This is a genomic window from Chitinophaga filiformis, assembly GCF_021646545.1.
Taxonomy (GTDB): Bacteria; Bacteroidota; Bacteroidia; order Chitinophagales; family Chitinophagaceae; genus Chitinophaga; species Chitinophaga filiformis_A.
Window position 1 is genome coordinate 1 of the sequence record NZ_JAKIRP010000007.1, and the last position, 25940, is coordinate 25940.

The 25940-nt window shown below is 41.0% G+C and carries 21 protein-coding genes; 5 read left to right on the forward strand and 16 right to left on the reverse strand.

All coding sequences use genetic code 11. The annotated features are described in order from the left end of the window. Positions 1-1177: 1177 nt before the first annotated feature. Positions 1178-2041 (forward strand): hypothetical protein, encoded by an 864-nt coding sequence (locus tag L3C95_RS18050; protein WP_236389568.1) that lies wholly within the window; start codon positions 1178-1180, stop codon positions 2039-2041. A gap of 361 nt (positions 2042-2402) precedes the next feature. Here L3C95_RS18050 and L3C95_RS18055 read toward each other — a convergent pair whose 3' ends face one another. From L3C95_RS18055 to L3C95_RS18075, 5 genes are all read right to left on the reverse strand, one after another. After that, positions 2403-4175, reverse strand: coding sequence for a serine hydrolase domain-containing protein (locus tag L3C95_RS18055; protein ID WP_236389569.1), 1773 nt, complete (start codon positions 4173-4175; stop codon positions 2403-2405). A 385-nt stretch (positions 4176-4560) separates the two neighbouring features. Next, positions 4561-5412, reverse strand: coding sequence for a restriction endonuclease (locus L3C95_RS18060; RefSeq protein WP_236389570.1), 852 nt, complete (start codon positions 5410-5412; stop codon positions 4561-4563). A 311-nt stretch (positions 5413-5723) separates the two neighbouring features. Continuing rightward, positions 5724-7214, reverse strand: coding sequence for a hypothetical protein (locus L3C95_RS18065; protein ID WP_236389571.1), 1491 nt, complete (start codon positions 7212-7214; stop codon positions 5724-5726). A gap of 412 nt (positions 7215-7626) precedes the next feature. Next, positions 7627-7842, reverse strand: coding sequence for a restriction endonuclease (locus L3C95_RS18070; RefSeq protein ID WP_236389572.1), 216 nt, complete (start codon positions 7840-7842; stop codon positions 7627-7629). Then, the gene (locus tag L3C95_RS18075) at positions 7839-8480 is read right to left on the reverse strand and encodes a hypothetical protein (protein WP_236389573.1); all 642 of its coding nucleotides are present in this window, start codon (positions 8478-8480) and stop codon (positions 7839-7841) included. Before L3C95_RS18075 ends, L3C95_RS18070 begins: the two co-directional genes overlap by 4 nt. 316 nt (positions 8481-8796) lie before the next feature. On the opposite strand from L3C95_RS18075, the gene L3C95_RS18080 reads away from it, so the two are divergent. Beyond that, on the forward strand, positions 8797-9036 hold the full coding sequence (locus L3C95_RS18080) for a hypothetical protein (protein WP_236389575.1): 240 nt from the start codon (positions 8797-8799) through the stop codon (positions 9034-9036). Between the two features lie 54 nt (positions 9037-9090). Here the strand turns inward: L3C95_RS18080 and L3C95_RS18085 are convergent, their stop codons facing one another. The 8 genes from L3C95_RS18085 to L3C95_RS18120 all read right to left on the reverse strand — a co-directional run bounded on the left by L3C95_RS18085 (position 9091) and on the right by L3C95_RS18120 (position 16387). Continuing rightward, positions 9091-9681 (reverse strand): hypothetical protein, encoded by a 591-nt coding sequence (locus L3C95_RS18085; RefSeq protein WP_236389577.1) that lies wholly within the window; start codon positions 9679-9681, stop codon positions 9091-9093. 130 nt (positions 9682-9811) lie between these two features. Further along, the gene (locus tag L3C95_RS18090) at positions 9812-10921 is read right to left on the reverse strand and encodes a hypothetical protein (protein ID WP_236389579.1); all 1110 of its coding nucleotides are present in this window, start codon (positions 10919-10921) and stop codon (positions 9812-9814) included. Positions 10922-11063: 142 nt separating this feature from the next. Next, positions 11064-11891 (reverse strand): hypothetical protein, encoded by an 828-nt coding sequence (locus tag L3C95_RS18095; RefSeq protein WP_236389580.1) that lies wholly within the window; start codon positions 11889-11891, stop codon positions 11064-11066. Between the two features lie 579 nt (positions 11892-12470). Then, entirely contained in the window at positions 12471-12809 is a 339-nt protein-coding gene (locus L3C95_RS18100; RefSeq protein ID WP_236389582.1) for a hypothetical protein, read from the reverse strand. Then, a complete protein-coding gene (locus L3C95_RS18105) occupies positions 12806-13294 on the reverse strand; it encodes a hypothetical protein (protein WP_236389584.1) in 489 nt (162 codons plus the stop codon). The genes L3C95_RS18100 and L3C95_RS18105 overlap by 4 nt, the downstream gene beginning before the upstream one ends. Positions 13295-13651: 357 nt before the next feature. After that, the gene (locus tag L3C95_RS18110) at positions 13652-14290 is read right to left on the reverse strand and encodes a DUF6266 family protein (protein WP_236389585.1); all 639 of its coding nucleotides are present in this window, start codon (positions 14288-14290) and stop codon (positions 13652-13654) included. 161 nt (positions 14291-14451) lie between these two features. Then, entirely contained in the window at positions 14452-15093 is a 642-nt protein-coding gene (locus L3C95_RS18115) for a DUF6266 family protein (RefSeq protein ID WP_236389586.1), read from the reverse strand. A gap of 856 nt (positions 15094-15949) precedes the next feature. After that, positions 15950-16387, reverse strand: a complete 438-nt coding sequence (locus L3C95_RS18120) for an SMI1/KNR4 family protein (protein WP_236389587.1) — start codon at positions 16385-16387, stop codon at positions 15950-15952. A gap of 473 nt (positions 16388-16860) precedes the next feature. Between L3C95_RS18120 and L3C95_RS18125 the strand changes: the two genes are divergently transcribed. Together L3C95_RS18125 and L3C95_RS18130 are read left to right on the forward strand one after the other, a co-directional pair. Continuing rightward, a complete protein-coding gene (locus L3C95_RS18125) occupies positions 16861-18810 on the forward strand; it encodes a glycoside hydrolase family 97 protein (protein ID WP_236389588.1) in 1950 nt (649 codons plus the stop codon). A gap of 40 nt (positions 18811-18850) precedes the next feature. Beyond that, on the forward strand, positions 18851-21289 hold the full coding sequence (locus L3C95_RS18130) for a T9SS type A sorting domain-containing protein (protein ID WP_236389589.1): 2439 nt from the start codon (positions 18851-18853) through the stop codon (positions 21287-21289). Between the two features lie 168 nt (positions 21290-21457). On the opposite strand, the gene L3C95_RS18135 is transcribed toward L3C95_RS18130, so the two are convergent. From L3C95_RS18135 to L3C95_RS18145, 3 genes are all read right to left on the reverse strand, one after another. Beyond that, positions 21458-22069, reverse strand: coding sequence for a hypothetical protein (locus L3C95_RS18135; protein ID WP_236389590.1), 612 nt, complete (start codon positions 22067-22069; stop codon positions 21458-21460). A 188-nt stretch (positions 22070-22257) separates the two neighbouring features. Then, positions 22258-24630, reverse strand: coding sequence for an ABC transporter permease (locus L3C95_RS18140; protein ID WP_262915887.1), 2373 nt, complete (start codon positions 24628-24630; stop codon positions 22258-22260). A gap of 235 nt (positions 24631-24865) precedes the next feature. Next, a complete protein-coding gene (locus L3C95_RS18145) occupies positions 24866-25156 on the reverse strand; it encodes a hypothetical protein (protein WP_236389592.1) in 291 nt (96 codons plus the stop codon). Between the two features lie 376 nt (positions 25157-25532). Between L3C95_RS18145 and L3C95_RS18150 the strand changes: the two genes are divergently transcribed. After that, on the forward strand, positions 25533-25877 hold the full coding sequence (locus tag L3C95_RS18150) for a DHCW motif cupin fold protein (RefSeq protein ID WP_236389593.1): 345 nt from the start codon (positions 25533-25535) through the stop codon (positions 25875-25877). The last annotated feature ends 63 nt before the right edge of the window (positions 25878-25940 follow it).

Below are 25940 nucleotides of genomic sequence, written 5' to 3' on the forward strand. Positions count from 1 at the left end.
ACTGCTTTATCCAAGATTTCAATCCATTTACAGATATTTGTTTCTGCTCACAGAATGCCTTCATTTTCAGCGTACTCGTTTCCCATTCGGACAATAGACGCTTCTTCTCCGTAACAGATCGGTTTACCATACTGGCTTTTGTTGGGGACTGGGGTGTATCAATACTCATAATCGGCGAAGCTATCACTACTTCCTAACGTTTACAATATGCAGTTGCCCGGAGGGATACAGGGACTTGGAGCTTTTTTGTTTTTAGAAGAATTGATAATAATTTCATTGCCAATATTTTATTGGTTCGAGTCCCCGTAGGGAGTTTGAAGTATCAGGAGAACAAAGAGGCCTAATTCGACATTAAGAACATAGATATGATATACTGTCTTAGCTTGATTATTCTTCGAGACAGATTGCTGTTGATATTTCCGTTTATCCCGTATCTGGCGATAATTTTTTCATACCTCTGTCAATTTTTTAAAGATAATAGCATAAATGGCAACAAAGGCAGGGCCTCACTGAATTAGATGACTATTTATATGCGGGAACTTCAGAAATGATGCACTTTAGCCCTCATAATTTGTTGAGAAATGGCTGGAGCGAAAATAAAACAACTTTGGTTCACAATTACAGCAGTTCCCATTTTAATAAATACTATAAGATATTTGATATTTTTTTCGGAAGTTTCGTTTTTTATCTACAATCAAGAGTCTTTAAAAAAGAAATTAGTATACCCAAAGAAGCGATACAACTAATCGCGGATATTGAAACTGAATTATTTGCAACCTTTAGATGGCCAGAATTAATTACACTAGAGGAAATGAATATGCCGAATTATGAGGAAATACGTCGATTAAATGCAGTTAATAACTTGAGGTCATTGTCTAAGGAAAATGGCTTTTCAGATGCCGAGGTAGAGGATCTTGTTCAGAAGTTCTTAGCAACTATAGAAAATAATAGTCGAGGGAATTCGTAGCAAGTTATTGAAGTAACATTGCTTAGCTAGAGGAGAATTGGACGCCCTCCTAGAAAACTATAGTAAATAGAAGTTGCTTGCAATTTGATAATATAATCTTAAAGTGTAGCCCTTGAACTTTTGTCATACTATTTAAACCTATTAGAGGGGTAAAAGATGGTATTATATTATGTACTTTTACAGAACCCTTATTATAGCATCCAGATACTTATGAACAGCCAGATAACCTTTCCTGAAAATTTAACTGATTTCCTTTATTGGATAAAAACAACTACTGAAGCCTTCTGGCTAAGTGTGCCAAAGGATGAACCGATTTATGGAGCAAAATGGCTTCCACTCACAGATCAGCAGATTGATGAGCTGGAGTTGAAATATTCCATACAATTTGGAGTTGAGCATAGAGAGTTTCTGAAAATACTGCATACCATTGATAAACACTATATCAATGAAGAGGAATCGGACGATCATATAGAAATGCAATATGAGGAGACAGAAGAACAGAGGAAGAAGAGAGAATTTTGGAGCCCCCCATATCGCCCTTCTTATTTTTATAATTGGATAACGGAAAAGGAATGGATTGAGAGCAGGCTTGCCTGGATTGATGATTTTTATATTAGTGATATTTTAGGAGTTAATGCCTCCTGGCTTAGATCATGGGGACCACGCCCGGAATCAGATAATGAGAAAATCCGGATATTCAGAGAATGGTATCATAAAGCCCCTCGCCTGTTACCTATTACGGCACATACATTTCTAATGGATCATAATGGCCAAGGTCTGCGCCCGGTGTTATCTGTGTATGGATTTGATACAATTACCTATGGATGGAACCTACGTCATTATTTACTCAGAGAATTTGATAAAGAGCTAGGACTTACGGCGACCTATTATGATAAAGAATATCAGGAGGAATTCACAGATCTAATAATGGGTATTCCGGAGTTGGATGCATTGCAGAAAATCAGACTCGCTGATGCTGATATTCCTTACTGGAAGGAAGTAATTACCTACTATGACCATCCGGGTAAGCCATCGTGGCAGGGATTTTGGGTAGATTGGACACCAGAGACATGAGATGTAATCTGATTGTTGCTTAGATCTTGTTGTATAATCCCTGGGCGCAATCCTCGAACTTTTTTCATATTATTTTGACTCATTACTGCCAATTATTATTAAGTGTAGGTAATTCCTGCATAATCTGGTTCGAGTTTCCGATACTTGGGGGTCACTGAAAGCGTCTCAAAGGGCGCTTTTTTGCTTTAAATTGTTCTGAAAATCCGCTTATTTTAAAATTTTGAGGTCATTCCTGATCAAAGTAACCTATCCGATTCGGTTACCGTTTCGGTTACCTATCTTTTGCTGAAATTGGTTTCAAACAAAGCGGGGCCATGTGGCTCAACGGTTCCCCGGAAACGGAGCAGACAGAAGTTCACATCTATTTTAGCATTCGGAAACTCAGCCCGGCAAATTCCAGAACATGGTATAACGTATCTTCATAGAACTTTACGTTAAAACCTCCAAAGCCCGAGTTTACCCCACTGGTCAACGCGTAATCGGGACTGATCGCGTCTAACGGGATTTCATTGGTACTTCCCATTGTTTTGAGTCTTAGCATGAGCACACCGTCCTTGGATAAGTACAGTTCAGCGCTTTTGAACTTACTGTCCCCGATCAACATTTGATAGCCGAAATGCTCATAAAGCCCAGTTCTTTTCGCCCATATACCTGTATCTGTTGGTCTGAGGCAATATCCCAAATTGCAGTCCCTTTTATTTCTTTGCCGGATAAGAAAATGGTTGCCACTAATGTTCTTGAAAAATAAGCGTTGATCACTAAGCCGAATAGTATCAGTGCCTTTGACTTCGTAAGGAATGAATCCACCATCCGTGAGAGGTTTGAGCAGCAAATTTGTACTGCCATTGGTCAATGTCAGGTGATGGTCTTTCACTTTCACTACGTTATATGAATTTGATTCGGCGTAAATACCAGCATGCTTTTCCAGCAAGCTGTCCGGAGGGCTGACCTGGTTTTGCCCAGGATGCACCGAGCCGGAGATCGACGGTGGAAACAGGTCCGGAATGCTTAACCCAAACCGGGGCAACTGATTAAAACAAAATTCCTCAGCCGCGCCTCCGCCTTCGGCGGTATTGGTCATAACGATGACAGCAGCATTGCTTTTCGGAATCAGCAGCAGCTTTGCATGCGTGAAGCCCGCGCTGCCGGCATGGTATACAGCAAACGTCGAATCGTTGCGGAACATAAACCAACCCAATCCTTTCTTATTGGTTTCCAAAGGCACCTGGGCATTTTGCAAAGAGAACATCTTGATAGCCGATGCCTGCCTAAGTAGCGCGGTAGACTCGCCACGGTAAGCCTGTAACATACCCATTGCATATCTGGCCAGGTCACTTATATCTGTATAAATCCCCCCGGACGCAATGTCGCGTAATTCATATTCTTCCGCCTGCCGGCCATATGCATAGATCTTTGTTCTATTTTCTAACCTATCCATAGCAAATCCGGAATGGCTCATTCCCAGGACCCGGAAGATGTTACGATGTACATAGTCTGCATAATCCTGGCCGGTTACCTCTTTGATCAAATGACCCAGGATATTATACCCTGCATTTGAATAAAGCCCAACCATTCCGGCCGGATAAAGAAGATAAGTACCATTGATGAAGCCCAGCACATCCGTGTACCGGCCAGCACCCAGGTCTGAATTTTTCCATACATCAGACTGTATGCCGGAAGTGTGCGTAAGAACCGATTTTACAGTTACAGCGTCTAAGTGGATCTCCGTGCGTGTCAGCGGATGGAATTGGGGAAGATATCTTTTTAGTGGGTGTTGAATATCCAACAAGCCACGCTCCTGCAACTGCATGACACTAAGCGCAGTAAAAGTTTTAGTCACCGAACCGATGTTAATGACCGTGCTCACGGTCATAGGAATATTCCGCTCTCTGTCGGCAAAGCCAAATCCATTCTTCCAAACAACCCGGCCATCCATAATAATCGCGGCGCTTAATCCAACAATGTTATCGGTTTTCAACTTATTGGAAAAATACTTTTCGGATTCAGCAATCAAACCGGCATAAGAATTATCACCAGACTGCTCCTGGCTTTTCTTCTGTCCATATATCAAAGATGGGATTGTTAACCAGATAATGGTTAAAAACAAAAGAAGGTCATTACGTGACGGGTTCATTTTACTTAGGTTATCCGGTTAAAAGTAATGAGAATTTTGCACCCGGAGTGTGTTTTCTTTTGTACCATAAATTTCGATTCTATTTTTTACTTCCTTGGGAAAGTACTATATAAAGTAGGATGGAGATATGTAATTGGTGAAGAACAAAGTTAAAAACTAAAATAGGAATAAAGCCAAATCGTTAGTTTTGCGGCTCAATGTCATATATGAGCCAACCCGGAAAGTCCTGTAATACAAAGCTAATTTCACTTACATAGTCTTTTCCAAAGCACTTATGGTTCGAGAGATGCTATTTGCTTTTTTAGTTTATAGATGGTATAGTTATCGACTTTTATACAAATCAGAAGAAATAAAAGATTCGGTAATCTGTAATCTCACCTTCAATCTAATGTTTGGTATCATTTTTGAATAAAAAGCCTCCTTTTGAAAGCATAAAGGAATTTTTCTCAAATATTTCCCTCATAACCATCCAGACCTTGTCTGAAACTACGAAAGATCTGTTTAAGCTCGTATCCCTTTTGGTGAAATATCCAATGAAACTGATTTTATTTATATTGATATCGGCTCCATATTTCCGCCGAATCTTTCCACTGATTGCAGGATATTCTTTAGAAAACATATCTAACAGCGGCTGCTTGCTTAGCTCGTCCTGAAATTTCATCATATATTTCTTGAATGGGATCTCCCGGCCTTCCGCTATGTTGACCTTGGCATAATACATGCTTTGTATCTCATATTCATCAGTAATTTGATCGCTACCAAAATCAATCTTTGTAATGATGGGGCGGTGCATGGTGATATTGGTAGATAAATTCAAAGCTGCAATTTCAACTGTATGCCTACCATTCAAATCGTCGGCACCAACTTCCCTAAATTCCACCAGCTTTATCCCCACATGTTCCGCATAGATCTGCGTATCCGATGTAAAACCTGATTTGCACACGATAATCCCACTTTTTATACCTGCATCCTGCATCTCAGAATGAAGTTTCATAACGATCTCCTTGGTAATCTTTTTCTTCAGAAACTTACATTCGATCACTGTATAGTTTGAATTTACACCATCGAATTGTTCGGTGAGCACATCTATCTGATGGTCCACCCCAGACTTGCCTTTAACCTTACAGTCTCTACCAAAACACTTAACCTTGATGCCCTGATATGCACCCAAAACACGGTAAATATACGCTGTGACTTCTTCATAACTCTGCCAGTCTAGTTCATCATTATTTACCATATCGTTACTTTTTTAGAATTATCAACTTCAAGATGGGAAAATCTCAGTTAGAAAAAGACTATCATTGCACTTAATCTTGGGGATTTCGGTATAATAGTGGTTCTTCCTTCCCCTTTTATTAAAATAAAGTTTAAATATACAATAACCATTCGAATAAGACAGGATTAAAGACTTATCCTTCCGGGCTTTTTTGCACCAGTAGATCATTGGTAATTAATCCAGAAAATATTTAAAGTAAATTTCCCCGAGACGTGTATTGATGGTACTTTTTAGGTACTCTCTAAGAGAGATTGGAATGTAGTCAATCTCTCTTAGTTTTTCAAACACAAAGTGCCTATCAACTGCAAGCAACCATTCACATTGGAATTTTTCAGGCTCAAATTCAGCAGGATTAAGTGCCCAGATTTCAAATTCACCATATTTTTCAGTTCGCCGAGTTCACGCCTTGAGATATCAATATTGTGGTGATAAACCCAGAGAATAAGGTTGATCACATGGGTATCAAGGCAAATAGGACCTTTGTCGTTGAAACCAGTAAATCCTTTTTGTTTATTACCTTGAACATACTTGACATATCTACCGAAATAATCTTTGTGATCCCAATCTATGATTTTGAGATCGACGACATGGAAATATAGGTTACAATGAAAATTATTCTCCAAGGACATTTCGACTTGGTGTAACAGGTACTCGGCATCACCTTCTTTCAGTGCATAATAGAGATCCAAATGATAAATAAGGTTCGCTCTTCCATCCGATGAAGTCCAATTGGCAACTGCTCTTCTTATCAGTGAAGAGTCCGATATCCTGTCCTCAGGATGATGTTGGTGCATCATCCTACCAATTGCTGCCGGAAGATCCTTATATCTGGAATAATTACATCCATCAGTTTTCACGCATTTGTTCAACATCTCTTCAAGCTGATAGAATTCGAATATCATTCCGTACCTTTCTATAAAGTAACATAACGTCTTTATTTCGTGCTGTTGTATATTCTTATCATTGTCAATAAAGCTGCTAATTGGTTTTGCAAGAATGCGATCAACCTCGGGCAAGGGCTCAATGTTGGAGAGCACCAGGAATAGATTGCTGAATATTCTGGTATACTTGTCCTCGAAACTATAATTAAGAAGCTGTTCTGCCATATTCCTGTCCTCTACGATACCGTAAGATGTTTCTATGTAAACAGAGGAAAGAAAATTCGTAGCTTTTTTAATGAACGCAGATCTTTCTGATGCCTCCAGCCGCAAGTTACGGCAGTCTCTTAAGATGCGTGTCAGATCATCATTTGACACATATAATATTGCTTCCGTTAAATAAAATACATTGAATGTTTCCTCCTCGCCAGCGGCATTGTAATCCTGCACCATACATTCAATCACTTCGGTTACCAGGTCCGTGAAGTTTGAGAAGGCGTCAAAAACCAGCAAATTCTTATGAAAGTGGGAATAGACTGAGAGATATATTTCATTAAGATATCCGCTGTCATCAATGTTCTTCTTTTTAGTGATGTAACGTAGGTAAATATCGGATATCTGTTTTTCTGCCTTGGTAAATAAATTCTCCTCTTTAATTTCAATCAGGTAATGTCTGACGTCGGGATCAACAAATATATCAAGCTCTTTATGAATACTGTCGTCCAAATCAATACTGCGTATATCTTCCAAAATTTCCCGGCTCACCGGTTTTTCATTATAACCCTCCACTAGGTTGTGGAGGTGAAGCTGATTGATTTTCGAAAGGAAATACCTTACCGCAGAACTCTCATCACCTTTGATATCAATATCTGCCTTTTTATACATAAAGTAGGCCTTTTTATAATTATCTGTTGAAAGTATATAGTGGAGGTATGCTGCACCGATGAATCAACTTCGCTGTCTGGTTCTGTTGCTTTAAATTTATCCTCAGCATCACTAACCTCAGTTTCGGCGAGCTCTCGCAATAATCTCTTGCTAAACCTGAAATCATCACCATCAATTTCAACCTCGCTGAGCATTTCTGTAATGGCAGGATTTAAGCAAAGTAATCTGTGCCTTTCGTAATGCCAAACGTACTCACCGCGCAAGTTGAAGACTTTCAAATTGGCAAAGAAATCTGGCGCTACAAAACCAAGGCCATCGAACTTACTCAATGCATGATATAACTCATCGAGAATATGCCTTTTAGGTTCTTACCACTCAATACAGTAGAAGTAAATGCAATATGCTAGTTAACTCATACAGGCCAGTAAATTTTACGCAGTGGCACCAATGCTTCTATTTCTGGGTCTAAAGATTCATAATAAGAAACTAACAAGTCGACAAGCCAATCGGAGTCAATAAGGGCTATTGCAAAATCAGCTCGTTCCGCCTCATGTCCCGCGTCCTTAGAAAAACCAGTTGTAGTCACAAATATGCCTTTATAAAAAACTGTTTCAAATATTGGTGTCAAATACTTTTTTGTTTTAAAACTAGAATACTCCACTTAATACCGTAATAGACATAGCGAAGGAGAAAAAGGGCTACTAAACCGGTTAAAAAGACTAGATAGGAAATTCCTAATTGGGATTTAAAAGGGAGAATTTGGGTTGTCAGTTCGTCTCTTTGTATTGCCATGGAATCGGCCTCCTTATTGGCGATTATAGATGCTTCTTTTGCATGAATGTCCTTGAGCGTAAGAGTGTTTTTCAATATGAAAGATTTAAAGCGTTCAGGTGACTTGAACCCTGTTTGATTGAGAAACGCGACGAAATCTCTGTTGCTATTCGGCTCACATAATTGTTTTATACTATCAGTCTGGGCCATTTTGTAAAAATGCATCCAGATCTTTTGATGTTCTCGAGGTACATTAAACGTATGTGCATACCAATTCGTAAACTTGAATTGTTTCGATGCTTTTCTTTCAACGTGTGCTAACAGGGAATCTGCATGATTCTTCTTGTCTGTAATTTCAATCGTCAAAGCCTCAATCTGCCGTTTTTTTAGAAAGTTATATGGATAAATGCCTAAAAAGGTGAAAATAGCCAGGGCTGCGCATAGAAGGAGCAATAAAAACTCTCTCGCAATAATTTTTTTTGTTTTGAGTTTCATTTTTTTACGTTCAATAAACTGATGATGCTTCGATTGTTTCTTACGAATTTGGGGACAAGTCAACCGCATTCTCAAAATGCGGAGGTTGGTTGCTCATGTTTCGGATTTATTTTTTCATCTTATCGTTAGTAGTTCTTATTGATTTGAATTTCGGGAAGCAATAGAAAGATTTACGCGTTTCGCCCTATAAGTAATTGAATATTAATCTATAGGACATATATGCAAAAATTAAGAAAAATTCTTCGAACTAAAAAAAACGGTTTTCCATGCAATTAGTTATTGACTGGGGGAAGATAGGTTGTCTTAAATTTGCTATATGCACATTAGAAAAATTTCAGTTCCTGACGGGAATAGACATTATAATTTGGTTGAGGTAGGTGAATATGAACATTCCGATCCTGTACAAAAAATGCGAGAAGTCTATGTAAATGCTCTTATTGGTTTTGAGAGGGATTTATTGTCTCTAAAGGCCGAGCTTCTTCCTAGACCGGATGGCGTCAGAAATCCTAATGTAATTATAGCAAAGGTGCTTAAAAAAAGAGCCTTGAAAGATTGAGAACAGCAATATAAAAGAATAATGGAAGTTTGAATTACCCAACGGCCGTTCGTTTTATCTTCTCCTGACAGGTTGATCAATTAAGAAATAGAAATCTGGATTTAAGCTATTTACAAGGTTTTGTATTGTGTCAACCTTTGCAATTATATTTTCTTTTGACATGGTGTCAATGCCGTATTTTAAACCTGTTATCATCTGTCCGGCTCTTATAAATTGTGGTTGGATGGTGCTCTCAAGTAATTCTCTCTTATTTGTATTAGGATAATATTCTTCAAGTCCTAAATAATAGTTCATAATATTAGAACTCCACTTTTCTGTAGCATCAATGTATTTCTGATAAGCTTGTCTTTGTTCGTCCGATGGAGCATTAAGCCTAACCCTTTCAGTATAAGATCTCATCCAAAACATTCTGTTCCAAGCATTTTCAAGGAGGATATTTGAAAATCGACCTCTGTTTGTTGCTACATTTACATCATAATATTTTCGCAGTCCGAATGTCCTTAAAATGCTGTCACCTGATTGGATTACCTGTGCAGTAGTAATAATTATAATTCCCAGTGAAATCATGGAGGCTGTCAACTTATTGTTTTGAAAAAATCTTATAATAATGTCAACCCTTGTTTCTTTCGTGGGTTTGTCTACCATAATGTTTAAAGTTTTAGGCAGTTAGCTAAGTGCTGTAGCGTGATAATAGCTTACTGAAGCCTACAACCAGCTCCGGTTGCAGGCTTTAAAGTTTTGATCGAAATCATTTTGGTTCCTGGGGCAAGAGATATTATTCAATTTCATTATTTAGCCAATTGATAAAGCTTTCTGGATTTTTGGCTATAGACTCTTCAATAAATTTGTTAAGAAAGTACTCACTATTGTTTAACCAGTCGCAAATAAAACCATCTATTTTAACATTGCTAGGGATCCTTTCCGCTAATAATACTTTACAGTCATATTGTCTATATAATGAAGACAACGCATATAACTTATCTTCATTCATCATAATATATATAAAGTGGCATTTGTCAGGAAGTTTAATATTTATTGACCTCATTAAAGTATCAATCTTGTCCCCCCCTTGCAATTCTTCTACGAATTTATTTTCTCCACCATTTGCGATCCAATCCCTAATTGGATCGAATTGCTCGTGCAATACAAAGTCACAGCCATTTAACTCCGCTAAAAAATTGAAACAAATTTTTGCTATAATCCGCAAAAAGTCATCAGTGATTTTAACTCGACTATTTACAATGACTTTGTTTGATTGAGCTATAGGTGAAAGTTCTTGCTTCTCTAAATAATCGGCAATTTGCGAGAAATCAAGACTGTTAAATTCTAATGATTTTTCAGGATGTTTAAAGAAAAATGCCTCATACCGGTCCTCTACTTTTGGACCATAAGCAAAAAAAACTGTCGATATCGGTAATCTATTATCTTCGATCGTTTTAACGTTTAGATTGTTCTTTTCACGACAGGCCTTAGCTAGACAAATAATTTCATTTTTATAATTACTTTTTTCATCTTTTTGAATATCAATTTGAACAGCTTTTGACTCAAAATCAAATGTAAATGAGGTCATCAACATTGGTCTATTCTGCTTCATGTACCCAACTGATAAGTCTTGTGCATTGTCCATATTGTTCACTAAATGAACACGCCCTTTGGGTTGATTTTCGACTGTCAAACTCCCGCGTTTTCCCGGTCCATACAGCTGTCGCAAGACGGAAACTATTGAATCTCTCAGAAATCTGTTTTCTAAACTTGAGATGTGTTTGTTAAATTCAGAGCTTACTATTTTTTTTCCAAGTTTCATTTTTCCACCTAAGCCTGCAGGAATGACATGCTCTCGTGATCCATACTTTAAGTCTTTTCTCTTACAAAAATAAATACACATTAATTTCAATTGTTTTAGTGGACAACATAAATAGCTCTAAAAGATAACAAAAAATGCAACAGTTTGTTTTCGAAGAATATAGGAGCCGTTCGGGTAGTTCCATCTGCGCTATAATTAAATGGCTTGTCATATCTATTTACACTTAGTCGTTTTTGAATTTGTAGCCAAGCCCAAATGAAAACCACTGTCGTCCTTGATAAAACCAGTCATTCTGTTTGTCAAGCATAGCATCAAAACCGGTAAATACTCCGAAGTTCACTTTCTGCATTGTTAAAAGGATTCCTCCTTGATAATAAGTAACTGCATATGAGTCTGACTTTTCCGTCAGTGTGCCATCCCCATTCTCTCTGAAATACTTGGCCGTGCCTATCCCAAAACCAAACGGCACAATAGATACAAAGTTTTGTTTGAAGGGATTATCCCCTAATTTAAGTCGAATGCCGAAATTATAGCTCACAGTAAATTCTCCTCCCAAAGTCCACCCTTCGGTACCCTTACCCGGTCTCAGTTTGATCGGTTGAACAAGTGGAACTCCGACAATTTTAAAAGACAACAGTGTCTTAGCCAACGGTTTGAAACCGTCTTTTTTTACTGCAAAATAGTAGTTATATGCGTTGTTTGTATCCGACTTCAATTGGTCTTCATTGGCATGCCTTACAACCCTTATCATTTTTGAAGTATCATCCGCAGAACGTTCTGTTAATATTTTTACTTTCGGCAATACTCTGATAATTACATACCCATTTTCATCGTCATTAATTATTTTATAGTCTAAATGCTTGAGATCCGATACTTTTATAACGACCGAGTCATTATATATACCGCTCAAATCCTTATGGATTAAACGTTCCGCAGTAATATCCACTCTTGTTCTGTAAACATTTGGGTTAAGAACGACTGCCCTGAATGTTTGTCCAATTACATGTAATGTAAAAAAAGTGATCATGAAAGTAAGAATTAATCGCTTCATGGCCGATGCTTTTAATGTTAGAATCTACAATACAAAAAGTGGAGCGCTGACAATATTGCAAGGATATACAGACCCGCCTGCTGCATGTTATAAGAAAATGCGAATCGGGTTTGACATTTATTAAATGACATATGCCAAAGCGACGATATCTTTGTACTTCCATGTTGTCCAGTACGATACCATCAAGCGTCATTTATTAAAGCTATTTCTATAAATAACGTTACTAGTGACCAATAATAATCAACCGTCCAATTGCTTTATCCTCTATCTTATGTCATCCTTTGCAGTTTACCGTCTTATTAGAATCAAAGATGCCCAAATTAAGATTAGGAGACAATACCAACTAGTTTGTATTTTCGCGCGAGCAGCTCCCCTTTACGCTATTGCGACGAGAGCCCCTGAGAGATCTCTAATAGGCAGTTATGACTAATGCAAGTTGGCGTCTGCGAATCGCCATATCAACGGCAAAGGAATTCTTTATCTCCGAAAGTTTTCGAACTCTCAAATATGTCTCAAAAAAAAGCGGCGATATCTCTCAACACCGCCACCTGTCGGTTTCCCCATTTTCCCATAGTTGTACTACACCTGTTGTTTGGACATCTCTCCAGTAACCTGCAGATAATTGCCCGAAGCACCATTTTTCTGAAGATCCTTTATGTTCTCCGCCTGATCCATCAACACCACATAAACGATCTCAAGTATCTTCTCCCTTTCAGCATTACTTATCCGCACCTCACCTTTATTCCCAGTCCTTATCTTCCTATAAAAAGTCGGAATACTCCATTGGCATTCCCGACAAATCAGATCCCGTATCACTAAAGGTATACTGACAACTTTCGGATAAAGAAGGCTCACAATATTAAGGCCCATGTCATCTACTTTAGACGTATCTTCTTTCAATAAAGCGTATTTACTCATGATTTTGCTATTTTGGTTTTCATTGTATTTTTCCTATCGTAGAAATTAATTTGCTTTTCAAGCTTATCATAATGATCCAGGCGACATATGTCAAGATCTACATCAAGAGCTGTCCCGATTATCAGGTAAAATTCATACTTACCTGCAGGGAACAACAGAAATTCGGGAGCGAGGTAACCTGAAATATGAACAAATTTGTTCGCTGCTACGTTATACTCTCTATCTCTGATTTTAAAAGAAATATCATCTATCGCCCGAACTATTGCACTCTGCCCCTCCGAAAACTTATAATATACCCATGTTGGCTGCTTAAGATCAAAGCAAACGCGATCAATAGCATAATAGCCGTCCAAATGGTCTACGTATATGTTTCCAAAATCCCCGTAAAACATGGCCTGACCTTCTCTAGGCTCATAGTTACTAAAAACGTGATCTTCACAATTTTCACGTTCGAAAAAGTCGTTTCTGATTGGATACAATCTCATTTATATCAAGTTTTAATTTTAATAGCATAGCTCACAGACACAGAAGTGCCTGCATGGTTAACATACATTTCCCTTTGTTAATGATGGTGAGTAATAGCGTAACGAATTAACACCTGAAAGGTAGAAGAAACAATCCGAACATCAATGAAATACTTGTTAATCAAAGTTTTATACTTTGATATCAAAGATTTGAACTTAGAATTCAAATACTGATTCAAAAGACAATGCGCCAGTACTAATATCAACTTATCTGGTGCTCGTATTAAACTTCGATTGTTCCAAACGAGCGATGACAAATAGGATATTAGTCAGGCGCATTGCAGCATAGTCCTATAAAAATTCAACGTAATCTACTGATCATAAAACGAGACCGCCAGTATAGACACTATTACTATACTGTCCATTAGTCTCTCCTCTAAACGCCATATAAGTCTCTATTCTTTGCTGTCTCAAAGCCTCGGGCAACTCCAACACTTCCTGACCAGTTCTTCTCTTCGCTCCGCATAAATTATAAACAGCCTGTTTCAGCGTCGGCGCATATGCCAGCAGCATCACATGATCTGTACTACTCGGGTAATCAGTTGCTGGTACCCAGTTGAATATCAGCGTATCCCCTTCTAAGGATACAGAAGCGCCAAGCCCCTCTATATCGATCGATCCTTGTGCAACACGAAGTTTACTATAATCTATTTCAAAGTTGGGATAACTGCCGGCAATAGCATGCGTCAGCTGATAAGCCACAGCCGCATTATAAGCTCTAACCGACCGGTCCATAGCCGTTTCGCTAAACCCGAGTTTCACAAACTCAGTGAACCGGCTTAACAGCTGATTGACGATCCGCATCTTTTCCATGCAGGCCAGCTGCTTCTCACTTGACGGCTTTAGCCTTTTCGTCCTTCGTGAACGGATAATATACTGGCCGTCCTGCTCATAGCCTTCCACATTGCCAATGGCCCCGGAAAAGCCGTTTAACAGCCCTTTTTTAAGTCGTGCCATAGTATTAGGATTTAATGTCGTGATAGTGATGTCCTCTCCCCTATCGGAGCTTCCGGAGGGAAGAGGACTAGATCATGTCTCCCTTCGTTTCTTACCCGGAGCTAACAACCCTGCTAAACCTCACAGGCTCGTTTTTCCCCGAAGGAAGAAAGTCTAAGAAACTATTGAATTGCCACGTCACCCAAATACCTGGAGTCTGAATTTACCTTTCCGTCAAAGCTGACAAAAAGCACCCATGCATGAACGGTATCTGTTGACCATTGTGCCGGGACTGTCATGTTGTAAGTCTGGCTGGATCTGGTAGCAACACCTACGGCTTGCACATGTGATTGTTTTGCAGGATTGTAAAGCAAGATGGTCAGCAGGTCTGTACCGTTAGTGCTATCGGCAACTGCATTATTCACCCAGGTGAGGTCTACTCTGGCAGCTGCGGTAGTAGCCATCGTAAATTCCGGCGCGGCCAACAGTCTTCCCTTACCGATCACTATCTGTGGATAGTTGATTGCCAGCGCGGGGTATACACCGGTGATAGCTTTTTCCATATTGACCTTAAACGCGGCATTGTAGGGCGTAAGTCCCTTTTGATACGTCTGAAAACCAACATTTATCAGGTCGCGAAGAGGATTCAGAAACTCGGTCATGAGGGTGAACGCGGTGCGTTGCTTCATCTGGCCTTCCGTTGCCGGCTTACTGCTTTTCACTGAGCGGCTGCGCATTACAGAGATGCCTTTCCAGGTTGCGCCTACTACGGTGCCTACCAGGCCGGAGAATGGGCCTAAGATGCCTTTGAGATACTTTCCCATAAAATAAGGGTTTTAATGTTAGGTGATTGAATTCGGATTTAAATTGTAAGCGAGAGCGTGGGTTAACGCTATTTCTGTGTTGATAGTGATCTTTACTTGATTGAGGCTGTAAGGTATTAAAAGTGAGTAATGGGACGCTCCGTGGCCTTTGGAGCTTTAATCATAGGTTAAATCAGAGCTTGTTCGTATGCTGTTCGTATGTTGTTCGTATATTGATCGCATGTTAATCGTTCGCGACCGATCAAAGGGCGATCAAGCTATTATCAATATCCGTTCTGGTTATCTTCCATTCCGATATAAAGGTAAGGTGATGAGTTGAATATAAGTTGTAACATGGAAACATATTCCGGATCTCCTAAATTGGGATTGTTATCTCTAGATTTGCCCGGATAGATGCAAAAAAACAACGACTCCTCGAGGAACCTCCCCATTAATGCGGCCCTTCCACAGCCGTCTACCTTAATTTCGGGTATTGTTCACCTGGTAATACCATAAGTTATGAAAAAACCGCAGATCATCCTGTGCATGCTAATTTTCGTAAGCATCGCCGCATTGTCACCCTTAGTTTATGGCTCGTTAAAATCTTCCAGCCGCCAAGCTCGTTGTAACATATACCTGAGGGCCATAGAAACAGAAAACCTCTGCACAGTGGAAGCACCGCACCTTGCCCTTACTCCTCCGAGGCCAGGCGAAGCGCCGTTAATGACCATCTACGCAACTGCCATCAGCGGCCCCTGCCAGACGTATCATGAAGTCTATTCGTGTTATTAAGTGCTTTCGACGTAGAGGTATCAGGTCTTTCCAGTGCATGTAAAGGAAACCGGGTGGTCAATAGGTCCACCACCCGGTTTGCTGATTAATCTTTTCTAAGGTGGTTAATAAATTCTTCGAAACTGTCTGCAATTTTTCGAACAGGCCCGTCTGCCACCATGCCAATAACATCATAATAGACGCAGCCATTATCGCTTTCGCCAGTAGAAACGTAGAACGGCCTTCCACCCGGATCTGTTGCAAATGGTATCAGATCATTCCGGCCGGCACCTTCTTCTTCATCCCTTACTACAGGTAATATCATCTCGATTGAGGCGTTCCTGTTTTCCAGCAACGGTAAAAAGCCATCTACTGTATATTGAGTAAGATACTTGCTCTCTTCAACTCTCGTCCCGCCATATGTTAACAAAAAGGCTTTCAGATAATCAGGAAAAATAACATGGTATTTCTTTTCGAACTCCGATATTTCATCCGTTGATGTACCAACGCCGTCAAATTTAAATTTAATAGTAAGCTCTTTCACTGCTAAAGTATTTATAGATACAGATGTCGATAAAGTACAATTTTTTCGTCGATTTAGTGCAAAACATAAAAAACGGCGATCGGTATTTTTAAATCTTCAACGCCATCTTTCTGGCAAATGCAACATTTTATACCATAATTCAAAACATATGCACCCCCTGTTTCCGAATGGAGGGGTATAACTTTGGTGCATTGTTGTACATAAATAATTCCTTCGTTATGAGAACACTAATGTGATCAGAAAAGTTACACCCTTTAAGTAACTGAACAATGAATCTATGGATGAGTGAACACCATCCTTTCCTGAACAGGGCCTCATAGCTCCTGCAGTTGTTTTTCCCGGAGAATTCGATAATGTATAGAACATGATTAAAACTTCATGCATGTCGCTATTGGTACAATACCATGTAAAGGGCAGCTCCCTGTAGCAAGCACGACATTGAAAACGGAATAAAAAATCAAACGATATAAAATATGAAGATAGCCGCCTGTTATTTCACTTTACTAGCTGCGTGTTTTTCAACGCCACTGTATTCACAGACATATAGCGTTCAATCACCGGATAATAATATTACAATAGAAATTAATAACTCAGGAACATTAAGCTATACAATAAAAAAGGATCACCATCCTGTGATACTTCCCTCAGCGCTGGGTTTTGAATTTAAAGCAGAACCAGCCATGGGAACCGGCATGGAAGTAATAAGCGACAGCATACATACAGTAAACGAAACATGGGAACCGGTAATAAAAAGCAAGCATGCAAAAATCGTCAACCATTACAATGAAATGACGTTACAGCTGGTTGAAAAATCCGGCTTGAAAAGGAGAATGGACCTTATTTGCCGCGCCTATAACGACGGAGTCGCTTTCAGATATAAACTATACAGCAGCCAGGTGATTGGCAGCAGGGAGATAACAAGGGAAAATACCAGCTTCCGCTTGCCATCCGGGGCCAAAGTATGGTTAGAGAACTTGAAATCATATACAACCTCACAGGAGTCTGAATTTCTGCCGGTACCGGCTGACTCTATTACTGAACAAACATTGGCAGGGCTTCCCATGCTCATCGAATTGCAAAAAAACAACTATATCGCCATTACGGAAGCCAATATTGACAACTATCCTGGATTTTATATCGGCAAAGACAACAAGACGGATACAGCTGAACTGGCAGTAAAACTATCCCCTCTGAAAGGAGAGAAAGAAGACGGAGTGAAAGCCCGCTTCGAAAACGGCCTTTCAACACCGTGGAGAGTCATTATGATGGGCTCCCGCCCAGGAGACCTGATCACTTCCGAATTGATACAAAACCTGAATGAGCCTTTAGCGATCAAAGACCCTTCCTGGATAAAACCCGGCTTAAGTGCCTGGGATCACTGGTGGAGCGGCGAGGTTAAGATGGATATGCCAACTATATTCAGGTACATCGATCTGGCTGCTGAGATGGGATGGCCTTATATGCTGATCGACTGGCAATGGTACGGCCCTTTCAACACGCCGGAGGCCGATATCACGAAAGCAGCGCCACAGTTGAATATGCCTGAAATACTCAGCTATGCGAAATCCAAAAATGTACGGTGCTGGTTATGGATCTATAGTTCTGATGTGAACCGGAATAACAATTTCGAGAAAGCATTTCCATTATACGAACAATGGGGCATTGCCGGCATAAAAATAGACTTCATGGACCGGGACGACCAGGAAATGGTCAACTGGTACCGGAGGATCATTCAAAAAGCTGCCGCGCATCATCTCCTGGTCGATTTTCACGGCGCCTTCAAGCCGGATGGCATTATAAGAACCTATCCCAATATGATCACCCGCGAGGGCGTAATGGGCGAAGAATATTCGAAATTCTCCACAAGGATCACACCGAGGCACAACGTTACTTTACCGTTCACACGTATGCTGGCTGGCCAGATGGATTACACACCAGGTGGTTTTTTAAACGTAACAGCCAGGGACTTTAAAAAGCAGTCGCCTACACTGGTGATGAATACAAGATGCGCAGAGCTGTCAAAGTTTGTGATTTATGAAAGCCCCTTTATGGTCAATTGCGAACATCCTGATCACATTATCGGGCAGCCCGGCGCCGATTTCTTAAAACTGGTACCCACCGTTTGGGATGATATACGTGCGTTGGACGGCTATCCGGGAGAGTTTATCATACTCGCCAAAAAAAGTGGCGATGACTGGTTCATCGGCGCCATGACTAATGAAAAAGGAAGAAAAATAAGCATTCCGCTGGATTTTCTATCACCCGGTAAGTATGAAATGGAATGCTGGATGGATGACAAAGATGCTGAAACCCACCCACAGCATATCAAACAGTCCAAACGAACAGTGAATGCTACGACTGTATATCAGCTGGAGATGGCCGGCAGCGGAGGATTTGTAGCGAGGATACGCCCCGTAAAGTAAGCCCATAGCTTTTTTTTAACCAATAATAATGAATTACCCTATGAAGAAAAGACTCTTAACCCTTACAGGCATTATTGTATGCCGAGCAATCCTATTTTCTTGTGCTGCAAAAGCGCAAACTTATGGCAACGTAGCGATGGGAGGCGGTGGCTTTGTGACCGGTGTCGTCATGAACAAAACGGAAGCTAATCTCATTTATGCGCGCACTGACGTTGGAGGAGCTTACCGCTGGGATAATGGAAACAGCAGATGGATCCCATTGCTTGATTGGGTATCTACAGACCAAACCAGTTATCTTGGAGTGGAATCTTTAGCTACCGATCCAATTAATCCGAACAATCTCTACATGCTGGTTGGTATCCCCTATTTCAATGGCGGAAAAACGGCGATCCTCCGCTCAACAGATAAGGGGAACTCATTCTCCATTGTTGATGTCAGCTCCCAGTTTAGAACCAATGGCAATGGAATGGGCCGCCAAAATGGGGAAAGATTGCAAGTAGATCCGAACAACAGTACCATTCTATACTGTGGAACGCGTGCTAACGGTTTGTTTAAAAGCTCCAACTCCGGAACATCCTGGACCAGGCTCAGTGGACTGAATGTAACCACTACAGCCAACGAGAATGGGATCAGCTTTGTGCTGCTGGACAAATCTGCCGTTTCCGGTGGAGCTACACAAAGGATCTTTGTGGGCGTGTCTCAAACCGGAACAAATTTCTACCGAAGCAATGATGGCGGCAGTACATTTACCGCAGTGCCGGGCGCACCAACCACGCTAATGCCACAACGTGCCGCCTTGGCAAGCAATGGCAACCTGTATATTACTTATGCAGACAAGGAGGGGCCATGGAACCCATCAACAGGACAGGTCTGGAAATACAATGTATCATCCGGTGCCTGGACAAACGTTACTCCGGCAGGAACAACTTTTCCTTACAGCGGGATAAGTGTTGATCCTAATAACCCCATGCGCCTGATGTTATCCACGATCAACGTTTATGGCGCACAGGGCGGTTCCTGGGGTGACCAATTCTTTTACAGTACCAACGGTGGCTCCAGCTGGACCAATGTTGTATCAAGAGGTTTTACACTAAACAACAATGGAGTGCCCTGGATGACGAGCAGCCAGTCAATTCACTGGGCGGGCTGTATTGAATTTGATCCCTTTTCCACCAGTAAAGTCTGGGTTATTTCCGGCAACGGCGTTTTCAGGAATGATGCAATAGAAACATCCGGCACATGGAATGCAATGGTAAAAAACCTTGAAGAAACGGTTCCGCTAGACATGGTGAGCATACCAGGAGGACCTGTTATGTCTGTAATTGGAGATTACGATGGCTTTAAACAAACCAATCCAGCCGTTTATGGCACCCAGCACTTACCGACTATGGGCACATCTACAAGCATTTCTTATGCAGCTGCCAATACCAGCAGATTAGTTCGGGTGGGAGGTTCAATATATTATACTGCCAACCAGGGCACAAACTGGACATTAGCAAACCTGCCTCCTGCAAATGGCAGTACAGCAAGTAATGCCGGTTATGCGGCACTATCCACCACCGGGGGAAGAATTTTATATTCTCCCGCCAATGGAAATAATACAACCATGTATTATTCTACCAACAATGGAAGCAGCTGGAGCACAGTAAGCGGGATCAATTTCAATACCAGGCCGGTTGCTGATATGCAAACAGACAACAACTTCTTTGCTTATAATCCGGCTAATGGTTATTTGTACTATTCCACAAATGGTACATCTTTTTCGCAAGGGGCCAACACCGGTGGCACCTACGGTTCGATACATATCAGAACCGCGCCGGGGTTTTCGCGTCATGTATGGGTAGCCTTACGTGGCAATGGTCTTGCTTATACAACCAATGGCACCAGCGCTGCAACTGCTTTTACAAAGATCACCAACGTTAGCGCCTGCTCTGCCATAGGCTTTGGAGCTACTGCGCCTGGTGCAACATATCCTACCATATATATCTGGGGTACAGTAAGCGGTGTAGAAGGTATTTTCCGGTCTACTAATCGCGGAACTTCGTGGACGCGTATTAATGATAACAACCATGAGTGGGGCGGCCCCGGTAATGGACAATTTGTAATAGGCGACATGAATACCTTCGGACGTGTCTATATGAGCACTGCAGGGAGAGGTATTGCATATGTTGAATCCGGAAATGTTGCCCGTAGCCAGTCGATAGATAGTTCAAATGCTATCCCGAAGAAAACAAGTATAGTAAAACCGAAAGTAACTGCGTCGCCTAATCCGGTTACAGCTCAACTCAATATTCAATTAGCCGATGACCAGCAAGAGAGTAGAATATCCCTGGTCAATTCAAACGGGCAGATGGTGTTCTTTGGAAGAACCCGCGACAGGCTCTTTAATATAGACATGAGCAACATGGCCGCTGGGGTTTATTTTCTGAAAGTAGAACACAAAGGTGTTCCGTCTGTAATAAAAATTATAAAACAATAACATAGAACCATTCCTAAAACCGTCAAGAAGGCCGTCTCAAGTATGAGGCGGCCTTCTTTGGATATTAAATTTTACTCCGGAGGTTTCGTTATGCTTAGCTTTTGGGCGGATATTAAACGTCTTAATCCCTTTTCCCTATTGCGGGCACATTGCTAATATTGTGATTGTCTATTTTTTCCCCGCTGCTGGCGGCATCTTCGGAGATTGCTGGCCGTATTGATACATTAAATTAATCTTGCCATTTTTATCAAAGCGCCATATTTCATGCAGTTCTTTAGGTTTCATTTTCCCATTGGCATCTGTTGAATATTCCCGGGTCCATATCGCCACCCACTCTTCATCTCTATCTTTACTTCTGAGAGGCACCCAGGCGTGAACAGAATCAACAACCTTGCCCATCTCTCCTCTTACCCTTTTAGCCACAGCCATAAGCGAGTCCCTGCTGCCAGCAAACATAGTACCATCAGCAAAATACATGGTGTCATTGTCTGCGAAAGAATTCTTTGAATTCTCAATGGTGTTGTTGTCCCAGTTTTGATACAATTCAAGCAAGGTCTGTACATTTTTTGAGTCGCCGATCTCAAAATCCGAAGAATAAGCCGCCATGTAAGGATAATTCGGGCTGTCATGTTTAGTGGAATCGGAACCGGATGTCTTTACTTCTTCAGTTGTCGGTTTGTTGGTCCTGGAGGTGCAGGATAATAAAAAAGCAATAGATACGAAAAGGCAAATCTTTCTCATAAAAATTGTTTCTGGATTTTTAATAATAAATAAAGACAAAAGCGACGTCTTAAAAGTGGGGGAATTGGGGTGTATTACCTCTTTCTAAGATAAGGATTTTTGTGAACTAAACAACAAAAATAATCGTACATACAATTGATAATCAATATACTTAACGTACAAAAGCAATCGAATGCTCATAAGCGCAGCATCGGTAGCTGCCGGGCTTTCGTCTTTTAAAACATTACTTAGTCTGCTTTCAGGCTACCTAAAGGATTCATTATTACAGCTTTTATTGCCTGATAACTTACCGTTAGCAAAGTAATCACTAATGCGCCTATGGCAGCCGTTGCAAAAATCCACCATGAGATCTGCGTGCGATACTCATATTGTTGTAACCATTGATGAAGAGAATACCAGGCTAGTGGGATAGCTATTACGCAAGAGATAATTACCAGTACTACAAAATCTTTTGACAGCATCTTCCAGAGACTGAATACCGATGCGCCCATCACTTTTCGTATACCTATTTCTTTGGTACGCTGCTCTGCTATAAATGATGCCAGTCCAAACAGACCCAGGCAGGAAATAAAGATGGCAAGAGCAGCAAAAAAGGCGGTCAGGTTAACAATACGTTCTTCATCATTAAATTTCTTAGCATATTCATCATCCGTAAACTTATATACAAAGGGACTTCCTGGATCATACCTGCTGAATACAGTCTCTATTTTAGCCAAGGCCTCACGCAGCGGTACATCAGGTTTTATTCGTATCGTTATCAGACGCGCCCAGGAAGGCTGTAAATGAAAGATCGTAGGCCTTATGGGTTGATAGGGCGATTCCATCACCATGTCTTTTATTACCCCGATGATCACATGATCTTTCCCCTGCCATCGCATGACCTGTCCAATTGGATGCTTGAAACCGGTCACCTTAACCGCTGATTCATTCAATATAAAAGCACCCGTATCCGATGGAAAACTCCTGGAAAAATCACGTCCTTCTATAATTTTCCAGCCAAGCGTATTGCCAAAGTCATGCGAAACGGCAATGGTACCCGGACTGACCACTATATTCGGATCTTTACCTTTCCAGTCAACAATATTGTTGGACGATACCTCTGTGGGAGCGCTGTTTGATTGCGCCATCTCAGCCACTGCCCCTGTTGCCAACAGGTCATTTCTAATGGCATCGTAATGACCGCTCATATCCGGCGTATTCATATCAATAGTGATCAAGCCTTCACGTGTATAGCCCACTGGCCGGTTGCGGGCATGTCGTATCTGCTGATAAACGATAAGCGTGCCTATGATCAATGTAACCGATACGGTGAACTGCACCACTACCGATACCTTGCGGGGAAGGCTTGAAAAACGTCCGGCCCGGAAAGCCCCTTTCAGCACTTTTACAGGAGCAAAGCCGGATAAATAAAAAGCAGGATAACTTCCGGAAACAAGTCCCGTAATAACTGTAAAACTCAAAATAAGCACCCAGAACAGTGGCTGCCTCCATGGAATTGATATTACTTTGTCCGACAGGCCGTTGAAGAAGGGAAGCGATAACTGCACCAATAAAACCGCCAACACTAATGCCAGGAATGAGACGACCAGCGACTCAGTTAAGAACTGGCCGATAAGCTGCTGGCGTAACGAGCCAATGGCTTTGCGTATACCTACCTCCTTGCTGCGCTTTACGCTTCTAGCGGTAGAGAGATTCATGAAATTAATACTTGCCAGCAGCAACACAAATATACCTATAACACCCACCAGCCGTACCAGCCGAATACGGCCGCCAACCACGCTACCATCCCTGAACTCACTGTATAAACGCCACTTATTCATAGGGTGCAATAGTAACTCTTCCCTGGAATAACTGATATGAGGCACAGGAATGTCTCTGATCCTGGCGCTTATTTTATCCAGGTCGGCATGATCATTCAGCTGCACATACAGTTGGCACATGTGGTTGTCCCATTGCGTTTGGGCATCTTTTATCCAGCTCTCCGTGTTGTTGACATAGGTAGCCCAGGGAAGCAGGACCTTTACGTCACGCATTGTTGTATTACCGGGTAGATCTTCATATACCCCTGCTACTTTCATCTCCATTTTATTATCTATCCGCACAGTGCTGTTCAGCGGATCAGCTCCGTCGAAAAGTGCTTCGGCCACTGATTGCGACAACAGAACGGAAGAAGGATCCTTCAACCCATCAACATCTCCTCTTAACATCTTTAATGTGAACATAACAGGAAAGGAGGCTTCCGCCCATATGCCCGTTTGCGATATCTTTTTCTCTCCCACAGACAATATATGCTTGCCCTGACCAGAAACAAAGGAAACGTATTTAAAATCAGCACCATACTTGTTGTGCAACTCATTTCCCATTGGAATGGAAGTAGTAGCACCTGTGTAGATCTTATTTCCGGATGTAGTATTGACCATCACTTGTGCCAGCCGATGGTATTGACTGTGATAAGTATCAAAGGATTGTTCGTCCCATATCCATAGTCCTATTAGCAATGCTACGGCCATTCCTGTAGCCAAACCAACAATATTAATGGCCGAGTACAATTTGCTGCCAAACAAATTGCGAAAGCATAATTTAAGATAGCTTTTGAGCATTGCTATTTTATTGTTTTAATCTTAAACGCGAAGAAAATGCCAGATCACTATAATAAATTAATCAATTCGATACATATATGTATATTTTACAAATGTCCGATTCTGAGACATGGTCGTCCGCTTTCAGCCGCAGCGGCTTTTCGAAAGGTCAGGTACAATCAGACTGGCTAGGTGTTACTGTCACTATACTATTTGAACCCACCTTCCAAAATAGTAAAACGGACAGTTCGAGCAATTATTCCAACGGCCACCCATACTTGTCGTCAAAAAAACCAGGGGGCATTTGGGCGGTAAATGTTTTATCATGTGCCTCGAGCACTCTGCCATAATTGGCAGCTAGCTGAAATAAGTCGAAGTCAGTCGCCTTCGAATACGATACCCATGCATAATTGACATCATCCCGTACAAATCGTGCGATTTTAAAATCTGTGTTATAAATGCCATTATACCAGTCTATGGTATCCAGCAACATCTTAGGGTAATTGGTAAAAACCATGAATTCCTTATGATCTAACTTTTGACCCATTTATTAAGATAGGTTTTACGTTTAAAAATATCTTGTTAAGTTGTCGAAGAAGATGACTCCCTGCACGAGTCACAACGTAGGTTTTCAGATGCGATCTTTAATGCGCCGCTAATATCGGGAAAAATAATCATATAATATTAACAGAAAAACGAATACGGATGCTCACTTACTTTGGTACGCTGCTCTGCTATAAATGAGGCTAGTCCAAACAAACCCAGACAGGAAATAAAGATGGCAAGAGCAACGAAAAAGACGGTCAGTGGACTCGCTGGATTACAACTGCTGAATAAAGGGAATCGGGTTGTATTACCCCTGACCTATTATGGCTTAATGGATGAAAAATCATACATTGGAATCAATTCAAAATAACATTTACATGACCAACATACCATTTCAGACAATAGACTGGGCCAGTATTGAAAAAACAGTACATGCGGGCGAGACAGGTACTGCATATTGGCAAACCATCGAGTTTAACGGACTAAGAATTCGTCTCGTAGAATATTCCAAAGGCTATTTGGCAGATCACTGGTGTGAAAAAGGCCATATAGTTCATTGTCTTGAGGGCGCATTTGTAAGCGAACTTAAAAACGGAGACAATTTTCAGCTGACACAAGGTATGACCTATGTCGTTTCAGATGAACTGAGCTCTCACCGGTCAGTATCCGAAAATGGTGTTAAACTGCTCATTATTGACGGAGATTTTTTGAAAAGCCACTGATAGGTGCTAATAGGAATGATTTACAACATGCCATAGAAAAGCAGTCCCGAACCATAAATAATC

Excerpts from the sequence above, each read along its gene's own strand:
- L3C95_RS18050 (WP_236389568.1), top strand. The coding sequence starts at position 1,178 with ATGAACAGCCAGATAACCTTTCCTGAAAATTTAACTGATTTCCTTTAT.
- L3C95_RS18055 (WP_236389569.1), bottom strand. The coding sequence starts at position 4,175 with ATGAACCCGTCACGTAATGACCTTCTTTTGTTTTTAACCATTATCTGG.
- L3C95_RS18060 (WP_236389570.1), bottom strand. The coding sequence starts at position 5,412 with ATGGTAAATAATGATGAACTAGACTGGCAGAGTTATGAAGAAGTCACA.
- L3C95_RS18065 (WP_236389571.1), bottom strand. The coding sequence starts at position 7,214 with ATGTATAAAAAGGCAGATATTGATATCAAAGGTGATGAGAGTTCTGCG.
- L3C95_RS18075 (WP_236389573.1), bottom strand. The coding sequence starts at position 8,480 with ATGAAACTCAAAACAAAAAAAATTATTGCGAGAGAGTTTTTATTGCTC.
- L3C95_RS18080 (WP_236389575.1), top strand. The coding sequence starts at position 8,797 with ATGCACATTAGAAAAATTTCAGTTCCTGACGGGAATAGACATTATAAT.
- L3C95_RS18085 (WP_236389577.1), bottom strand. The coding sequence starts at position 9,681 with ATGGTAGACAAACCCACGAAAGAAACAAGGGTTGACATTATTATAAGA.
- L3C95_RS18090 (WP_236389579.1), bottom strand. The coding sequence starts at position 10,921 with ATGTGTATTTATTTTTGTAAGAGAAAAGACTTAAAGTATGGATCACGA.
- L3C95_RS18095 (WP_236389580.1), bottom strand. The coding sequence starts at position 11,891 with ATGAAGCGATTAATTCTTACTTTCATGATCACTTTTTTTACATTACAT.
- L3C95_RS18100 (WP_236389582.1), bottom strand. The coding sequence starts at position 12,809 with ATGAGTAAATACGCTTTATTGAAAGAAGATACGTCTAAAGTAGATGAC.
- L3C95_RS18105 (WP_236389584.1), bottom strand. The coding sequence starts at position 13,294 with ATGAGATTGTATCCAATCAGAAACGACTTTTTCGAACGTGAAAATTGT.
- L3C95_RS18110 (WP_236389585.1), bottom strand. The coding sequence starts at position 14,290 with ATGGCACGACTTAAAAAAGGGCTGTTAAACGGCTTTTCCGGGGCCATT.
- L3C95_RS18115 (WP_236389586.1), bottom strand. The coding sequence starts at position 15,093 with ATGGGAAAGTATCTCAAAGGCATCTTAGGCCCATTCTCCGGCCTGGTA.
- L3C95_RS18125 (WP_236389588.1), top strand. The coding sequence starts at position 16,861 with ATGAAGATAGCCGCCTGTTATTTCACTTTACTAGCTGCGTGTTTTTCA.
- L3C95_RS18130 (WP_236389589.1), top strand. The coding sequence starts at position 18,851 with ATGAAGAAAAGACTCTTAACCCTTACAGGCATTATTGTATGCCGAGCA.
- L3C95_RS18140 (WP_262915887.1), bottom strand. The coding sequence starts at position 24,630 with ATGCTCAAAAGCTATCTTAAATTATGCTTTCGCAATTTGTTTGGCAGC.
- L3C95_RS18145 (WP_236389592.1), bottom strand. The coding sequence starts at position 25,156 with ATGGGTCAAAAGTTAGATCATAAGGAATTCATGGTTTTTACCAATTAC.
- L3C95_RS18150 (WP_236389593.1), top strand. The coding sequence starts at position 25,533 with ATGACCAACATACCATTTCAGACAATAGACTGGGCCAGTATTGAAAAA.